General features: G+C 68.5%; 14 protein-coding genes. 6 read left to right on the top strand and 8 right to left on the bottom strand.

Features of this window, described 5'->3' with window-relative positions:
• Positions 1-11: 11 nt before the first annotated feature.
• Both ACZYZ9_RS23955 and ACZYZ9_RS23950 read right to left on the bottom strand, forming a co-directional pair.
• On the bottom strand, positions 12-905 hold the full coding sequence (locus tag ACZYZ9_RS23955; RefSeq protein ID WP_463828670.1) for a LysR family transcriptional regulator: 894 nt from the start codon (positions 903-905) through the stop codon (positions 12-14).
• Between the two features lie 24 nt (positions 906-929).
• The gene (locus tag ACZYZ9_RS23950) at positions 930-2,576 is read right to left on the bottom strand and encodes an acetolactate synthase large subunit (protein WP_463828669.1); all 1,647 of its coding nucleotides are present in this window, start codon (positions 2,574-2,576) and stop codon (positions 930-932) included.
• 91 nt (positions 2,577-2,667) lie between these two features.
• Here ACZYZ9_RS23950 and ACZYZ9_RS23945 point away from each other — a divergent pair, with 91 nt between their 5' ends.
• Positions 2,668-4,044: an NADP-dependent succinic semialdehyde dehydrogenase gene (locus tag ACZYZ9_RS23945; RefSeq protein WP_463828668.1), complete on the top strand. Its 1,377-nt coding sequence runs from the start codon at positions 2,668-2,670 to the stop codon at positions 4,042-4,044.
• Positions 4,045-4,059: 15 nt separating this feature from the next.
• Here ACZYZ9_RS23945 and ACZYZ9_RS23940 read toward each other — a convergent pair whose 3' ends face one another.
• The 3 genes from ACZYZ9_RS23940 to ACZYZ9_RS23930 form a co-directional block, all read right to left on the bottom strand.
• Positions 4,060-4,998, bottom strand: a complete 939-nt coding sequence (locus ACZYZ9_RS23940; protein WP_463828667.1) for a R2-like ligand-binding oxidase — start codon at positions 4,996-4,998, stop codon at positions 4,060-4,062.
• Entirely contained in the window at positions 4,995-5,675 is a 681-nt protein-coding gene (locus tag ACZYZ9_RS23935) for a TetR/AcrR family transcriptional regulator (protein WP_463828666.1), read from the bottom strand. The genes ACZYZ9_RS23940 and ACZYZ9_RS23935 overlap by 4 nt, the downstream gene beginning before the upstream one ends.
• Positions 5,676-6,077: 402 nt before the next feature.
• Complete coding sequence (locus tag ACZYZ9_RS23930; protein WP_463828665.1) at positions 6,078-7,775, bottom strand: acyl-CoA dehydrogenase; 1,698 nt, start codon at positions 7,773-7,775, stop codon at positions 6,078-6,080.
• A gap of 125 nt (positions 7,776-7,900) precedes the next feature.
• Here ACZYZ9_RS23930 and ACZYZ9_RS23925 point away from each other — a divergent pair, with 125 nt between their 5' ends.
• Positions 7,901-8,881, top strand: coding sequence for a phosphotriesterase family protein (locus ACZYZ9_RS23925; RefSeq protein ID WP_463828664.1), 981 nt, complete (start codon positions 7,901-7,903; stop codon positions 8,879-8,881).
• 87 nt (positions 8,882-8,968) lie between these two features.
• The gene (locus ACZYZ9_RS23920; RefSeq protein ID WP_463828663.1) at positions 8,969-9,712 is read left to right on the top strand and encodes a PP2C family protein-serine/threonine phosphatase; all 744 of its coding nucleotides are present in this window, start codon (positions 8,969-8,971) and stop codon (positions 9,710-9,712) included.
• A 4-nt stretch (positions 9,713-9,716) separates the two neighbouring features.
• Here the strand turns inward: ACZYZ9_RS23920 and ACZYZ9_RS23915 are convergent, their stop codons facing one another.
• Positions 9,717-10,889, bottom strand: a complete 1,173-nt coding sequence (locus ACZYZ9_RS23915; RefSeq protein ID WP_463828662.1) for an acyltransferase family protein — start codon at positions 10,887-10,889, stop codon at positions 9,717-9,719.
• A 95-nt stretch (positions 10,890-10,984) separates the two neighbouring features.
• Here ACZYZ9_RS23915 and pgfA point away from each other — a divergent pair, with 95 nt between their 5' ends.
• Both pgfA and ACZYZ9_RS23905 read left to right on the top strand, forming a co-directional pair.
• Positions 10,985-12,280, top strand: coding sequence for a cell envelope lipid trafficking protein PgfA (pgfA, locus tag ACZYZ9_RS23910; protein WP_463828661.1), 1,296 nt, complete (start codon positions 10,985-10,987; stop codon positions 12,278-12,280).
• A 5-nt stretch (positions 12,281-12,285) separates the two neighbouring features.
• Entirely contained in the window at positions 12,286-13,980 is a 1,695-nt protein-coding gene (locus tag ACZYZ9_RS23905; protein ID WP_463828660.1) for an MmpA family trehalose lipid delivery protein, read from the top strand.
• On the opposite strand, the gene ACZYZ9_RS23900 is transcribed toward ACZYZ9_RS23905, so the two are convergent.
• Positions 13,961-14,287: a helix-turn-helix transcriptional regulator gene (locus ACZYZ9_RS23900; RefSeq protein ID WP_463828659.1), complete on the bottom strand. Its 327-nt coding sequence runs from the start codon at positions 14,285-14,287 to the stop codon at positions 13,961-13,963. The genes ACZYZ9_RS23905 and ACZYZ9_RS23900 overlap by 20 nt on opposite strands.
• Positions 14,288-14,481: 194 nt before the next feature.
• On the opposite strand from ACZYZ9_RS23900, the gene ACZYZ9_RS23895 reads away from it, so the two are divergent.
• A complete protein-coding gene (locus ACZYZ9_RS23895) occupies positions 14,482-15,252 on the top strand; it encodes a YoaK family protein (protein ID WP_463828658.1) in 771 nt (256 codons plus the stop codon).
• Here ACZYZ9_RS23895 and ACZYZ9_RS23890 read toward each other — a convergent pair.
• Complete coding sequence (locus tag ACZYZ9_RS23890) at positions 15,249-16,406, bottom strand: glycosyltransferase family 4 protein (protein ID WP_463828657.1); 1,158 nt, start codon at positions 16,404-16,406, stop codon at positions 15,249-15,251. The genes ACZYZ9_RS23895 and ACZYZ9_RS23890 overlap by 4 nt on opposite strands.
• Positions 16,407-16,590 lie beyond the last annotated feature (184 nt).

Below are 16,590 nucleotides of genomic sequence, written 5' to 3'. Positions count from 1 at the left end.
GGCGCGACCGATCAGAGCGGCGGGGCGATGGAGTGCGCCATCTGGACCAGCGCGCGGGTGAGCGGTGAGCCAGGCTCGGCCGCGTTGGTGACGAGTGCGATCAGGGCGGTCACCGACGGCTCCTCCAGACGCAACACGGTGGCGCCGGCCGGCGGACCGAGGGCGTCCACCCAGGTGTGTGGCACGATGCTGGCCCAGCGCCCGGTGGCGACGTGGGCGAACAGCGCGCCGACCGAGTCGGTCTCGAGTTGCGGCGTGATCACCAGGTCCTTGGTGGCCAGTGCGTCGTCAATGAGCCGCCGGCCCCGCATGCCCTTGCTGAGCAGACACAGGGGCAGCCCCAGCGCCGCCGGCCAGCTGACGGTGCCGGTCGTGCCGGGCAGCAGATCCGCGCCGACTAGCAGCACCTCCTCCTCCCGGTACAGCGGAGTGAACAGCAGGTCGTCGGCGTCGTGCTGATCGGGATAGACGATGCCTGCGTCGAGCTCGAACTGACGAATCCGGTCGATGATCCCGGCCGATCGCAGATTCGTCTCCAGCTGTACCCGTACCAGTGGATGGGCGGTACAGAACGGATCGGTGAGCAGCGCAACGGTGGTCGCGGCGGCCGGGACCACCCCGAGCCGGAGTTCACCGCTGAGGCCGGTCTGCAGGGCGGTGACTTCCTGTTGCAGCGCATCCCGGTCGGCCAGGATGCGTCTGGCCCAGTGCACCAGCCGCTCACCTTCGGGAGTGAGACCTTCGAACTTCTGCCCGCGCCGGACCAGTGGGACCTTGAGCTCTTGCTCCAGCTTGCGGATGGATTCCGACAGCGCCGGCTGCGAGACGAAACAGGCGGCCGCGGCTCGCGCGAAATGCCGCTCATGGGCAAGGGCGACGAAGTACTCCAGCTGGCGGAACAGCACGGATCTATTCGACCACGGGTGAGCTCACAGCGTTTCGTCCAACTCCCCCAGCCGGTCGGTAAGCCGCAGGTTCTCCGAGTAGTCGACCGGACAGGAGATGATGGTCACCCCGTCGTCATCCAGTGCCGCCCGCAGCGTGGGCAGCAGTTCGTCGGCACTCTCGATCCGATATCCTTTGGCGCCAAAGCTTTCCGCGTACTTCACCACGTCCGGGTTGCCGAACGAGATGTGGTGGTGCTCGCCGAGTTCAAGGTCCATCTTCCACTCGATCAGGCCGTAACCGCCGTCGTCCCAGATCAGCACCACCAGCGGAATATTCTCCCGCACCGCGGTTTCGATCTCCTGGGAGTTCATCAGGAACGCGCCGTCACCCACCACGGCCAGCACCTTCGCCTCCGGCCGGGCCAGCTTCACCCCGAGCGCGCCGGGCAGCGCAAATCCCATGGTGGACAGGCCATTAGAGATGAGGCAGGTGTTGCGCTCGAAGGTTGGATACAACCGGGCCATCCACATCTTGGTGGCACCGGTGTCCACCAGCACCACGTCGTCGCGGCCCAGCGCCTCTCGGGTGTCGGCCACGATGCGCTGCGGCGCCAGCGGATACCGCGAATCCTGTTGGCCGCGGGCGAATTCCTCGGCCAACAGACCCGAGCCGGGGATCTCGGCGCCTTCGCCGAAGCGGTGACCGTCCAGCGCGTCGGTCAGCGCGTTGAGGGATTCGTTGATATCACCGATGATTCCGACGTCGACCGAGTAGTGCACGTCCACCTCGGCCGGGAAACGGTGGATGTGAATGATCTTCTTGTCGGCCTGCGGATTGATCCGCACCGGGTCGAACTCCTGCAACTCGTAGCCAACCGCTATCACCACGTCGGCGTTGTCGAAACCGAAGTTGACGTAGTCGTGCGTCATGAATCCCAGCGTGCCGATGCTGTTGGGGTGGTCGTCGGGCATCACACCCTTGCCGTGGAAGGAGTTGGCCACCGGTACGCCGAGTTCCTCGGACAATCGGATCAGCGCCTTCGACGCCTCGCTGCGGGCGGCACCGTGCCCGGCGAGCACCACCGGCCGCTGGGCGTTGCGCAGGATGTCGACGGCACGGGCGACCTGCCGCGCGGCCGGCGCGTCGGCACGCACGACGTTGCGCGGCAACGGCTTCAGCTCGTAGTCGTCTTCGTCGGTGTCGATGTGCTCAGGCACCGCGAGGTAGACCGCGGCGGGCCGTTCGGTCTCGGCGAGCTTGAATGCTTTGCGCACCATCTCCGGGACGGCCTTGGCGGTGGGAATGTCGGCGGCCCACCGGGTGATCGGGGCGTACATCGACACCAGGTCGACGTACTGGTGCGACTCCTTATATTCACGGTCCTGACCGACCTGCGCCGAGATGGCCACCACCGGGGTGCTGTTGGTGGTGGCGTCGGCGACGCCGAGTTGCATGTTGATCGCCCCCGGCCCCAGCGTGGCGGATACGACGCCCGCGCGCCCGGTGACCCGGCCGTACATCTCCGCCATGAACGCCGCCGCCTGCTCGTGCCGGGTCAGCACGTAGCGGATGTCGGAGGCGGCCAGCGCTTTGATCAACCGGATGTTCTCTTCACCGGGTATCCCGAAAACGAACTCGACGCCCTCGTTCTCCAGGCATTTCACGATCAACTCGGCCGGCGTACTCATCCGCTGGACCTCCTACGGTCTTCTCCCGACACATTAGTGGCAGGCTAGATACAGGACGTTCCTCAAGTACCCACCAGACGAAGGATTCAGCGTGCCCATCGCCACCATCAACCCGGCCACCGGGGAGACCGTCAAGACCTTCGACCCGGCCAGCGACGACGACGTCGACGCAGCCATCGCGCGCGCGCACGAGCGGTTCCTGGACTACCGCCATTCGACCACCTTCGCCCAGCGCGCCGAGTGGGCCAACGCCACCGCCGACCTGCTGGAGAAGGAGGCCGACGACGTCGCGGCGATGATGACCCTGGAGATGGGCAAGACGCTGGCCTCGGCTAAAGCCGAAACACTCAAGTGCGCCAAGGGTTTTCGCTACTACGCCGAGAACGCGGAGAAGCTGCTCGCCGACGAGCCGGCCGAGGCTTCGAAGGTCGGGGCGAAGCAGGCCTACGTGCGGTACCAGCCGCTCGGGGTGGTGCTGGCGATCATGCCGTGGAACTTCCCGCTCTGGCAGGCGGTCCGGTTCGCGGCCCCGGCGCTGATGGCCGGCAACGTCGGGATCCTCAAGCACGCGTCGAACGTGCCGCAGTCGGCGCTGTATCTGGCCGACGTCATTTCCCGCGGCGGGTTCCCGGACGGCTGCTTCCAGACGCTGCTGATCTCGTCGAGCGCCATCGAGCGCATCCTGCGCGATCCCCGGGTGGTGGCGGCCACCCTCACCGGCAGTGAACCCGCCGGTCAGTCCGTCGCCGCCATCTGTGGTGACGAGATCAAGCCGACCGTGCTGGAACTCGGCGGCAGCGACCCGTTCATCGTGATGCCGTCGGCCGACGTCGACGAGGCCGCCAAGACCGCGGTCAAGGCGCGGGTGCAGAACAACGGTCAGTCCTGCATCGCGGCCAAGCGCTTCATCGTGCACACCGACATCTACGACGCGTTCGTGGACAAGTTCGTCGAACACATGCGGGAACTGAAGGTCGGCGACCCCACCGACCCGGACACCGACGTGGGGCCGCTGGCCACCGAGTCAGGTCGCGACGAGATCGCCGAGCAGGTCGACGCCGCCGTCAAGGCCGGGGCGAAGGTCCGCCTCGGCGGGGAGAAGCCCGACCGGCCGGGATGGTTCTACCCGCCGACGGTGATCACCGACATCACCAAGGACATGGCGCTGTACACCGAGGAGGTGTTCGGCCCGGTGGCGTCGATGTACCGCGCCAAGGACATCGACGAAGCCATCGAGATCGCCGACGCCACCACGTTCGGGCTCGGATCCAACGCCTGGACCAACGACGAAGCCGAGCAGCAGCGCTTCATCGACGACATCGAAGCCGGCCAGGTGTTCATCAACGGAATGACGGTGTCCTACCCTGAGCTCGGCTTCGGCGGGATCAAGCGGTCGGGCTACGGCCGCGAGCTGGCAGGGTTGGGCATCCGGGAGTTCGTCAACGCCAAGACGGTCTGGGTGGGCTGAGGCCCCGGGGCCGCTTCAGACGGCGGCCAGCGCGCGGCGGTCCTCGTCGGCGAAGTCGTCTTCGAGCTGCACCGGCGAGTAGTCGAGGTCGATCTCGCCCAGCGGACGGCCGCGGGCGCTGCTGATGGTGCCGAACCGGCGCATGCCTTTGTCGGTGGAGTACTGCAGAAACTCGTCCCGGGACAGATCGAAGGGCGCCGGGTCGCCGTACAGGGCGAAGCCGTCCTCGGTGAGTTGCAGCGCCAGCGGGATCAGCTCGTTCATCCGCGATTCGAACACCGCCCAGTTCGCGTCGTCGGCGGCGACGTGGCGACGGCAGGTGAAGGTGCCCCACGCCATGTGGCGGCGCTCGTCGTCGCCGATGTGGCGGATCAGCTGCTGCATGCCGGGCAGGATGGCGCGTTCCACGCAGATCTTGTGCCAGGCGAAATACCCCGTCAGGGCAAGCATCCCCTCGACGATGTGGTTGTAGGTGACCGAGGCCCGCACCTGCGCAGCCGGTGAGGGATCCGAGGTGAGTGCGTGCAGGCAGTCGGGCAGCTCGTCGTAGAAGATCCGGCGGTAGGTGGGCAGCTCGTCGAGGTAACCGTGCAGATCGTCGGTCATCCCGACCGCGTCCAGCCACATCCGGAACACCTGGGTGTGCTTGGCCTCCTCGAACGCGAACTGTGTCAGATACATCTCGTCGCCGAGGCGTCCCTCGGCGCGCATCGCGGCCATGAACGGCTGGATGTCCTCGGTGACCGCTTCCTCTCCGGCGATGAACTGGGCGCACAACCGGGTGGCGTAGTCGCGTTCGGTGTCGGTCAGCCGTTCCCAGTCCGCCCGGTCGCGGGAGAAGTCGATGTCGGCCGGATTCCAGAACTTGGCGTTGCCGCCGGCGAACAGCTTGAGCGGCAGGCTGGCCCAGTTCAGGCCACCGGCGGCCAGCGAACCGGATCGGGTGCGGGTCATGTGAACTCCTCTGATCGGACTGGGGCTGGGGCTGGGGCCGGGCAGAACGCGGCGGCCAAGACGGCGACCAGTCGGCGCACCGCCAGTGCCGGCTGCTCGGGCGTGGGCTCGTCCAGGCCGAGGACCGGGTCCAGGCCGCGCATGTAGGGCGCCAGCGCCAGGTGCGGGAAGATCATCAGCAGCAGTGACAGCAGGGCGTCGGTGTCGGCGTCGGCGCGCAGGTCACCGCGCTTGAGCGCCTCGGCCACCAGCGGGCGCAGCACTTCCAGGTAGTGGCGGTGGATCACGTTGCGCACGCTGATGCGGGCGTCGGTATCGACCTCCAGGGTGGCCGCGGCGTGCAGCGAGCGTTCCCGGGGATGTTCGGCGTAGTAGGCGACCCAGGCGTCGAGCAACTCGGTGAGGAATTCGAAGAACGGTCGGCTGGGGTCCAGGTCGCGGATGACGCCCTCGACGTAGGCGCGTACCCGCTGGCTGGCTACGTCGGCGATGAAGGCATAGAGGTCGCGCTTGTCCGCGAAGTACTGGAAGAGGCTGCCCTTGGCGACACCGGCGCGCCGGGCGATCACGTTCAGGCTGCCGTTGGAGAAGCCGTGTGCACCGAATTCGGCCTCGGCGGCTTCGATGACGGCCGCGCGTCGCGCGGGGTCGACGCGAGCCCAGGTGACGGTCGGCATGCGGCCTCCTGTTCGGTATGACCAGTGGTCATTTTGGCTGTGACGTGTTTCACAGTCAAGGCTAGCGCTCGTCCTGGGTGGGTCGGGTGCCGCCGAGCGTCACGCTAGCGTGGCGGCGGGCAGCGAGCGTCACGCCAGCGTGACGCGCAAGGGCCCAGCGGGAAGCCGGGCACCCGTGAGAGCCGGGGGCACCCGCTGAGCGTCACGCTAGCGTGACGGCGGGTGGCGAGCGTCACGCCAGCGTGACGCGCAAGGGCCCAGCGGGAAGCCAGGCACCCGTGAGAGCCGGGGCACCCGCCGAGCGTCACGCCAGCGTGGCGGAGCGCAGCGAGCGTCACGCCAGCGTGGCGGAGCGCAGCGAGCGTCACGCCAGCGTGACGCTCGCACCGCAGGGGAGAAGCGTCAGGGGCGCATTTCGTAAGCGCCGTTGAGCGGCAGCACGAACTCGTTCCACACCTTGTCGTAGCGCGCCTGATCGTTGGCGGGTCGGCGGATCATCCGCAGCGCGAAGTCCGCCTGCGCGTCGGTGGTGGCGGCTTTGTCGTTGAGTTCGACTGCGTAGCTGTTGAAGTCGCGCACCAGCAGTCCGAAGATCTCGTCGAGCAGGGCATCGTCCACCCCCGACAACGACGCCTCCTCGAGGATCAATTGCCCGTAGGGCACCAGCGCGAAGATCTGGCCCACCCCGAACGCGAAGTCGATGTCCTTCTGCTGTGCGGCATCCGGCGTCGCCGCCGCCAGCATCTCGGCGAGCACCTCGACCTGCTCGCGCAGCAGCGCGACATTGGGGACCCGGGCGTAGGCGTCGAACGCTGCGCGCCAGTCGTGGAAGCGCACCTTGCCCAGACCGCCGGTGGGTCCCTGATTGAACAGGAACGTGTCGTCGGCGTCGTCGTCGCGCCGGCCGATCAGCGGCAGCGAGGCGTCCGGGGCGAACAGGAAGTTGGGCATGAACTTGGCCAGCAGCCCGATGTTGATGTGCACGGTGCCCTCCAGTCGGGGGAGCATGCCGATCTCCTGGGCCACGGTCTCGAAGAACGTGTCCTTCTCCACACCCTTGGCCGCGATGACGTCGAACAGCGCGGTGACCACCCGCTCGCCCTCACTGGTCACCTTGGCCTTGGTCAGCGGGCTGTACAGCAGGTAGCGGCGATCGTCGGCGGCAGCACTGCGCATGTAGTCCGAGGCGCGGGTGCAGACCAGCCGCATCGCGACCAGCCGGGCGTAGGCGTCGGTGAGCAGCCGTCGCACATGGCTGAAGTCGGTCACCACCGACCCGTAGAGGTGCCGGTTGGCGGCGTGCGTGATGGCTTCGTAGAAGGCGTGGGTGCACATGCCGACCGAGCCCCAGCCCAGGTTGTACTTGCAGACGTTGACCGTGTTCAGCGCGGCGTGGAAGGCGCCCATTCCCCGGTGCAGCAGGTCGGCCTCGGTGACGGGGTAGTCGTGCAGGGCGTAGTTCGCCACGTAGTTCTGCGAATTCACCACGTTCTTCTTGCACTCGTAGCGGTCGTCCTGCGAGTCGGCGGCGAAGAACACGTACTCGTCGGACTCGTCGATCTTGCCGAAAGTGGACACCATGCGCGCCACGTTGGCGTTGCCGATGTAGTACTTCTCGCCGTTGGCGACCCACCCGTGCTCGGCCGGGGTCAGGATCATGTCGGTCTGGTAGACGTCGGCACCGTGCGCCTGCTCCGACAGGCCGAAGGCGAACACCTCACCCTGTTCCAGCTGGGCGGCGGCCTTGCGCTTGGCGTCCTCGTTGTCGCTCATCCAGATCGGGCCCAGCCCCAGCGCGGTCACCTGGAACGGGTACCAGTAGCTCAGCCCGTAGAAGCCGATGATCTCGGCGAACTCGCTGATCCGGTAGGTGTCCCAACGGCAATCGTCGGCACCGTACTGGGCCGGGGTCAGCAGCGACGCGAAGATGCGGTGCTTGGCGATGTGGTCCAGGAAGTCGGTGTACCAGGTGCGGTCGTGGGCGTCCTGCTTGAGCTTGGCCTTACCGCGGTTCTCGAAGAAGTCCACGGTGGCCTGCATGATCTCGGCCGACCGGGCGTCGGGGTACTTGCGTTGCAGGTGGTTGGGGTTGAGCAGCATGCGGGTGACTCCCAGCGCGGACGGGTCAGGACGGCTAGACGGTACTGCAACCGGCCGGTGGCCGAGGCCGGAGTCGCCGAGATCGGCACTGTCAACTGACTACCGATCGACCTAGCATCAGTGGCGTGTCAGAACTCAATACCGCCCGCGGAACCATCGACACCGGGGACCTCGGGGTCACACTCATGCACGAGCACGTGTTCATCATGACCACCGAGATCGCCCTGAACTACCCCGAAGCCTGGGGCGACGAGGACCAACGGGTGGCCGACGCGGTGGCCCGGCTCAACGAACTCAAGTCGCGCGGCGTGGACACCATCGTCGACCTGACGGTGGTGGGGCTGGGCCGTTACATCCCGCGCATCGCCCGCGTCGCCGCCGAAATCGAGCTGAACATCGTCGTCGCGACCGGCCTCTACACCTACAACGACGTGCCGTTCTGCTTCCATTACACCGGCCCGGGCACCATGCTGGACGGCCCGGACGTGATGGTCGACATGTTCGTCCGCGACATCGAGCAGGGCATCGCCGACACCGGCATCAAAGCCGGAATCCTCAAGTGCGCCACCGACGAACCCGGCATCACCCCGGGCGTCGAGCGGGTGTTGCGCGCGGTCGCCCAGGCGCACAAGCGCACCGGGGTGCCGATCTCCACCCACACCCACGCAGGCCTGCGCCGCGGGCTGGAACAGCAACGCATCTTCGAAGAAGAAGGCGTGGACCTGAGCCGGGTGATCATCGGACATTCGGGCGACAGCACCGACGTGGGCTATCTCGAAGAACTGATCTCCGCCGGCTCCTATCTGGGCATGGACCGGTTCGGCATCGACGTGATCCTGCCGTTCGAGGAGCGCGTCGACATCGTGGCGACGATGTGCGAGCGCGGCCACGCCGACAAGATGGTGCTCTCCCACGACGCCAACTGTTACTTCGACGCGCTGCCCGACGACATGCTCTCGGTCGCTGCCCCGAACTGGCACTACCTGCACATCCACAACGACGTCATCCCGGCGCTCAAGGAGCGCGGGGTCACCGACGAACAACTGCAGACCATGCTGGTGGACAATCCGCGCCGCATCTTCGATCGCCAGGGTGGCTACCAGTGAGGCGCCGGTCGCCGGGGGACGACGCGGAAAGGGCGCGTCGGGCCGCGGTGCGTGACGTCGTGGGCGCGTGGTTGCAGACTTAGACCCATGTACGCCCTGGAATACTCTGCGCTCAGCGACGTCGGCTGCGTACGAAGCGACAATCAGGACCGCTGGGGGGCCGACGCCGATCAGTTCCTGTTCATGGTGGCCGACGGTGTGGGAGGCAGCCGCGACGGCGCCCTGGCTGCCCAGACGATGGTCGAGGTACTGCCCAACTACGTCGCGCATCACCTCCCACCCGAACACCGCGGCGAACCCGATGCACCGGAACGACTGGGCCGCGCGGTCTCCGAACTCTCCGACGACCTGCACGCCAAATCGCAGGACGATGCGCGTTACCAGGGCGCCAACAGCACGCTGGTGACCGTGGTCATCGCGGGCCCGCGGGCGCTGGTGGCCCACCTCGGCGACAGCCGCGCCTATCTGCGCCGCGACGGTCAGTTGCAGCGGCTGACCCGCGATCACACCCTGGTCCAGGCGCTGGTCGACGCCCATCAGGTGGACGCAGCCGACACCGGCCGGCACAAAGCCCGCAGTGTGGTGACCAAATATATGGGAATGAAGCCGCCGGCGCGCGCCGACTCCAGCGCGCTGGAGTTGCGGGTCGGCGACCGGATCCTGCTGTGCAGCGACGGCCTGCACGGCGTGGTCAAGGAGCCCGAACTGGGCCGGATTCTGGACGAGAACCCCGCACCCGGTTATGCCTGCGCGTCGTTGATCGCGGCGGCCCGCGACGGCGGCGGCCCCGACAACATCACCGCGCTGGTGATCAACATCAACCCCGCCTAGCGGGTCACGGCGCGACGGCGTCCGCCTCGGAGTCGACGTCCGGTGCCGGTTTTTCGCGTTTCTCCCACCGGCGCAACGCTTCCCGACAGGGCGACTCGACCAGGGCGTAACTCACCGCGGCTATCGCGGTGCCGAACAGCAGGGTCAGGGCCAGCACCGTCGGCATGTGTCCGGAGAACGCGAACGCGCCGATCACCGGGAACACCATGTCGAGTGCGGCCAGATGCCAGATGAACAGGCCGTAGGACCAGCGGCCCAGGGTGACCATGAAGGTGCTGCCGAGCAGCCGGTGCGGCGTGTCCGGCCGGTCCAGCACCAGCGGCGCCACCAACGCGAACGCCACCACCGCGCCCATCGCCGTCTTCACCGAGAACTCGGTGGCGGTGCTGGTCACCAGCCCGGCCGGACCGGCCAGCGGGGAGGCCGCAACCAGGTAGGCGGCCAGCGCGATCACCGCCATCAGGACGCGACGTCGGGCCAGCCGGTGCACCCGGCCGACCGGGCTGTGCACCAACTCGGCCAGCACCATCCCCGCAGCGAACCAGGAAAAGTAGGCCGGCGGCCAGTTCAGCGGGTTGGCACCCGGCCCCCGGCCCAGTGCCTCCAGCGGCAACCACCCCCAGCCCCAGCTGAGCACGCCGACGGCGGCGATCACCGGCAGGCGCGCACCGGGCCGAATCCGGCGGGCCAGCAGCGCCAGGATGGGCAGCGCCAGGTAGAAAGCGACCTCCACCGACAGGCTCCACATCTGGGTCAGCCCGCCGGTCAGCGTCAACGGCACGTAGATCTGGGTGAGCGTCAGATTGGCCAGCCACACTGTCAGGCTCGCGTGGTTGGAGTCCGGCAGCAGCGTCAGGATCACCACCACCGCCACCAGATAGGCCGGCATGATGCGGACCGCCCGCGAACGCAGGTAGTGACCGGTGCGTGGCCGCGGCGTCAGGTTGCGGGCGGCCGCGGCGTGGGCGCGCCACAACAGGAACCCCGACAACGCGAAGAACACCGCGACGGCCAGGTCGAACCGGCCGAACAGCCGTCCGTCCACGCCGCTGGAATGTCCGGTCTGGAAGGCGACGTGGGTGACCACCACCCCCATGGCCGCGCAGGCACGCATCCCTTCGACGGCGGGCAGGAAGCTGCGGGTGCCACCCACCTGCTGCGAGTCGGTCACGATCACAGTCTGCCTGCGCGTCCTCGCCGACCATCGGGGTAGGGTCAGACCAGTCTGCTGCACTGCTTGCGAAACTTGGACCTAGAGGAGGTCACTGCAACGTGAACCGAGCAGTCATGTTGCGTATCGCCGCATGCGGCACCATCGGCCTCGGGGCCGCCCTGCTGATCGCCGCGCTGCTGCTGTCGACCTACACCAGCAGCCGGGTCGCCAAGGTTCCGCTCAACATCGACGCCACGCTGAACAGCGAGGGCAGCGGCACGGCGCTGAACCCCGAGTCGCTGTCGACCGACCACGTCGTGGTCAACCAGAATGTGCCGCTGGTGTCCCAGCAGCAGGTAAGTGTCGAGCTGCCGGCCAACGCCCAGGTGGTCACCTTGCAGGTCGGCTCGTCGCTGCGGCGCAGTGACCGGCAGAAGGACAGCGGACTGCTGCTGGCCATCGTCGACAACGTCACCCTCAACCGCCGGACCGCCCTTGCCGTCGCCGACGACTCCCACCCGGGCGGGTCGGTGCAGAAGCCGCGCGGACTGGGCGACGAAAGCCCGCCGACGCCGATCCCGCTGCGCCACGAAGGCCTGTCCTACCGCTTCCCGTTCAACACCGAACGCAAGACCTACCCCTACTTCGACCCGATCGCGCAGAAGGCGTTCGACGCCAACTTCGACGGCGAGGAAGACGTCAACGGGCTGACCGCCTACCGGTTCACCCAGACCGTCGGCGTCAACTCCGAAGGCAAGGTGGTGGCTCCCATCGCCTACCCGTCGCTGTACGCCGGCGAAGAGGACCGCAAGATCACCACCAGCGCCGGAATGTGGGGCCTGCCCGGCGATCCGGCTGAGCAGATCACCATGACCCGCTACTACACCGCTAAGCGGGTGTTCTGGGTGGACCCGGTGTCCGGCACCATCGTCAAGCAAACCGATCAGGCGCACCACTACTACGCCCGCGACGCGCTCAAGCCCGAGGTGACGCTGGTCGACTACAAGATCACGTCCACCCCGGAAACGGTGGAGTCCCAGGTCAATTCGGCGCGCGACGAGCGCGATCGACTGGCGCTGTGGTCGCGGGTGCTGCCGATCACGTTCACCGCGATCGGGTTGATCGCGCTGCTCGGCGGCGCGGTGCTGGCGTCGTTCAGCCTGCGCACCGAGAGCGCGTTGACCGATCCCGGCCTGGACCGCGACGACACCGATTTCCTGCGGCGCGCCGGCCTGGAGCCGCCGGTTCCCGGCGCCGAAGCCGAGACGGAGAAGATACCGGCGCAACGACCGGAACCGCCCGGTGATCCGCCGCCGGCCGGGGACCCGCCACCCAAGCCGCCGTCCGGTGAAGCGCCCTCGACCGAACCCGGCCCGACCGACCCGCCACCGCCGGGCCCGCCCGAACGGAGCTAATCGCCGTGCGGGCCGGTTTGGTCCGGCCGGCGTACACGTTGGTACTGGCGTTGCTGGTGGTGGCGCCGATCCTGGGGCCCGGCTACCTGTTGCTGCGCGATGCCGTCTCCACCCCCCGCTCGTACCTGTCCGACGCCGCACTGGGGTTGACGGCGGCCCCGCGCGCCACCCCGCAGGACTTTGCGCTGGCGCTGGCGTCCGGCGTCGTCGACGGCGGGCTGCTGGTCAAGGTCCTGCTGCTGCTCGGGTTGTGGCTGGCGGGGTGGGGTGCGGCGCGACTGGCCGAGGTGGTGCTGCCGGAGTCCGGGACGGCCGGCGGCCTGGTGGCCGGCACGCTGGCGGTGTGGAACCCCTACGTGGCGGAGCGGTTGCTGCAGGGCCATTGGAGCCTGCTGCTCGGCTACGGCTGTCTGCCGTGGGTGGCCGCGACGATGCTGGAGTTGCGGGTGGCGGGTGGCCGGCGCGGCTTTTTCGCGCTGGCCGGCTGGGTCGGTGTGGCGGGTCTGACGCCGACGGGTCTGCTGTTGGCCGCAACGGTGGCGCTGGTGTGCGCGGCGGCGCCGGGATCGGGCCGCCCGCGGTGGCGGTGCGGGGTCGCCGCACTGGGCTGCGCGGTGGTGGGCGCGCTGCCGTGGCTGACGGCGGCGCTGCTGGGGACGTCGTCCGGCGCCGCCGACGCGGTCGGGGTCGACGTGTTCGCGGCGCGGGCCGAGCCGGGGCTGGGCACCCTGCTCAGCCTGGCCGGCCTGGGCGGGATCTGGAACGGCGCAGCCGTACCTGCTTCGCGGACAACGCTTTTCGCGCTGGTATCCACGGCGGTGCTGCTGGGCGTGGTGGCGACCGGGTTGCCGGCGGTGGTGCGCCGGCCGGCGGTGCGGCCGCTATTGGTGCTGGCCGGTGTGGCGGTGCTGGTGCCGACCCTGCTGGCCACCGGCCCGGGGCTGCATCTGCTGCGGACCGTGGTCGAGGCGGTTCCCCCGCTGGGGGTGCTGCGCGACGGGCAGAAATGGGTGGCCCTGGCCATGCCGGGGTACGCCCTGGCCGGCGCGGGGGCGGTGTTGACGCTGCAGCGCCGAATGGCGCCCGCGGCGACGGCGTTGGGGTGCTGCCTGACGCTGGTGCTGGCGCTGCCCGACCTGGCCTGGGGTGTCTGGGACACGGTGACGCCGGTGCGTTACCCGCCCGGCTGGGCCGCGGTGGCCGCGCGGATCGACGCGCAGCCGGGACCGGTTGCGGTGCTGCCGGCCGGCACCATGCGGCGCTTCTCCTGGTCGGGTCCGGCACCGGTGCTCGACCCGCTGCCCCGCTGGGTGCGCGCTGACGTGCTGACCACCGGTGACCTGCTGATTTCCGGGGTCACGGTGCCCGGCGAGGGAGACCACGCCCGGCAGGTACAGCAACTGCTGCTGTCCGGGCCGGAACCGTCGGCCCTCGCGTCCGCTGGGGTGGCCTGGCTGGTCGTGGAATCCGACAGTGCCGGGGACATGGGTGCTGCTGCCCGCACCACGGCGCGGCTGACGCCGGCCTACCGGGACGGCGAGCTGGCGTTGTACCGGATCGGCGGCGACGCCCCCGGGATGTCCGGGTCGCGCCGGGGGGCAGTGGTCGCCGCGCATCTGGCGTGGCTGGCGATGTTGCTGATCGGCGGAGTGGGTGCGGCGTGCCTGCGGCGACGACCGATCAGGACAGCGCCTGAATGAGTTCGCCCACGGTGTGACTGGCTTCCAACGGGTGCCGTAGCCGGCCCGCCGGGTTCAGGGTGTAGACGTTGCGGCGACCGACCTTGGACTTGATCAGGTACCCCTCGTCCGTCAGATCGGCCAGGATGGTCTGCACGGACCGCTCGGTGATGCCGATCCGCAGCGACAACTCCCGGGCGGTCAGCGATCCACCGGCGGAAACACACAGCAGCACGTGGCCGTGGTTGGTGAGGAACGTCCAGCCACGCATCGAGCCCGGCGGCTCGATGTCCTGAGGTGTCTCGACAGTGGCCACATCTCTGATCATAGTGACGCTGGCTTTTCGCGTAAATTACTTCGCCAATTCAGCCGATCGAAAGATAGCGCGGCACGCGGCAGCGTCATTCTTGCCAGACTCATACGAAGATCTATTGATGAAGAATTTTTCGCTATATATCCTTCATATCAGGGGCGCTGCGGCCCCGCCCATGCCGGAACCAGACGCTGAAAGCGAACCTTCCGATGACCAACACCGACCAACTGCACGACGACGCCCCGCTGGCCACCCCGCGGGCGCTGCTCGGCTACAGCGGATCGCTGGCCTTCATCGCCGGCTTCGTCAACGCTGTGGCCATTTCGATCCTTGCCTTTCCGGTCGGCAACCTGACCGGAGTGACCACTCAACTGGGTATGACCACCGCCAACCCGTGGCTCTACGAAGGCCATCTGCTGGCCGCGATCCTGATCGGGTTCTGGATCGGTGCGATCGCAGCCGGCGCCGTCCTGGGACGCAACCAGCACCCCAGGGGCCCACACCTGGCGGCGGTCCTGACCGCAGAGGCGGTACTGCTGCTCATTGCCGCCTTCGGCGTCGAAGACACCCCGCTCAAGGCTGCGATCGCGGCCCTGGGCGTCGAACAGCCCGTCGTACAGGCTTTCTTCGCCGCCGCGGCACTGGGCATGCAGAACGGACTGACCTCGAGCTTCCGCGGGATGGCGGTCCGCACCACCCACTTCACCGGCACGGTCACCGACCTCGGGCTGATGCTGGGACGCATCCACCGGGACGGCATCGAGAAGTGGAAGGCCGCGGTCCTCTCGGTGACCCTGCTGCTCTTCCTGGTCGGCGGGGCGGCCGGAATCATGATCGGCGCACGGATCGGCGGGTTCGCGATGCTGGTGCCCGCGGCGCTGTGCATTGTGCTGGGGACGTGGTATTCGATCAACTCCCGTAGCGCCCGGTCGGCGGCACCCGCACCACGCGCCGGCGAACTCGCCACCGCAGCCAGCTAGATGAGGCCGCCGCAGCGCTCACCGGCCTGCACAGCGGACAGCACCACGCGCATCGCTGCGGCGCTCTGCTCCCACGAGAACTCCATGCTGCGCGCCTGGGCCTTCGCACCCAGCTGATCGCGCAGCACCGGGTCGCGCAGCAGCTCTTCGAGCCCGTCCACCAACCCGGCACGGTCATCGACCAGGATGCCGGTGACCCCGTCGATGATCGAGTCGGACAGACCGCCGGAGGCGCGGTAACCGATGGTGGGCACGCCGTGCCGGCCGGCCTCGACCACCGCCAGACCCCAGCCCTCCTTGCGCGACGGCAACACGTGCACCCATGCACGCTGCAGCAGCCGGTGTTTTGCCGCGTCGTCGACATGGCCGTGGAAGGTGACCGCCTCGGCGATGCCGAGCCGGTGCACGTGGTCGACGAGGCGTTGCCGCCACCAGCCGCCGCCGACCACGTCCAGGTGCAGCCCCGGGATCCGGGACCGCAACTGCGCGACCGCCTCCAGCGCGTCCTCGATCTGCTTGTGCGGCACCAGCCTGGACAGCACCACCACGCGCGGGGCGGGCGCCCGCGGAGCCGCCAGCGTCGGCTCCGGAGCCTCGTCCAGACCGTTGCGCACCACGGCGATCCGGTCGCTGTCCACGCCGAGTGCGACCAGATCCCGCGCCGACGGCAGCGACACCGTCACGTACTGGTTGCGCCGGTTCAGCAGCGGGGACAACGTCGACTCCACGAACCACCCCACCCGGGACAGCACCGGCCCGGCGACCGGCCACTGCTCGCGGTGGCAGTGGTGCACCAGCACCACCACGCGTCGCCCGTACAGCAGCCGAGCCAGGAACGGCAGCCCGTTCTGGGTGTCGACCACCACGTCGGGACGCACCCGCCGCAACGGTCCCAGGCCGACCCTGGCCAGAGCCATCGCCAGCATCGCCCAGATGTACACGGTGTAGCGCCCGCCGGCCCGGTTGATGTGCACGCCGTCGACGATCTCGTGGCGCGGCGCGCCCGGGTAGCGGGCGGTGCGCAGGGTGACACGCATGCCGTCGGTCCCGGCCAGGTGGGCGCCGATGCGCTGCAGGTAGGTCTCGCTGCCGCCGCCCTGCGGGTGCCCGGTATCACGCCAGCACAGCAGCAGGACGGAGCGCAGGTCAGACATCGGACCCAGCCTAATGGCACACCGTTGCGGTCGATTCAGGGGAATCATCGGCCATTCGGCTGTCGGACTCATAGGGTTGCAGGCAGCAGAGGGAGGTTGGCGTGGACGGGACGCCGTTTGGTCGTTACCGGTTGATCGAGTTGCTGGGTCGCGGTGGGATGGGCGAGGTGTGGCGGGCTTTTGA

This window comes from Mycobacterium sp. IDUB_28, assembly GCF_055419285.1.
Note: the sequence above shows the minus strand (reverse complement) of the source record. Positions and strands in the feature narration are given on the sequence as shown.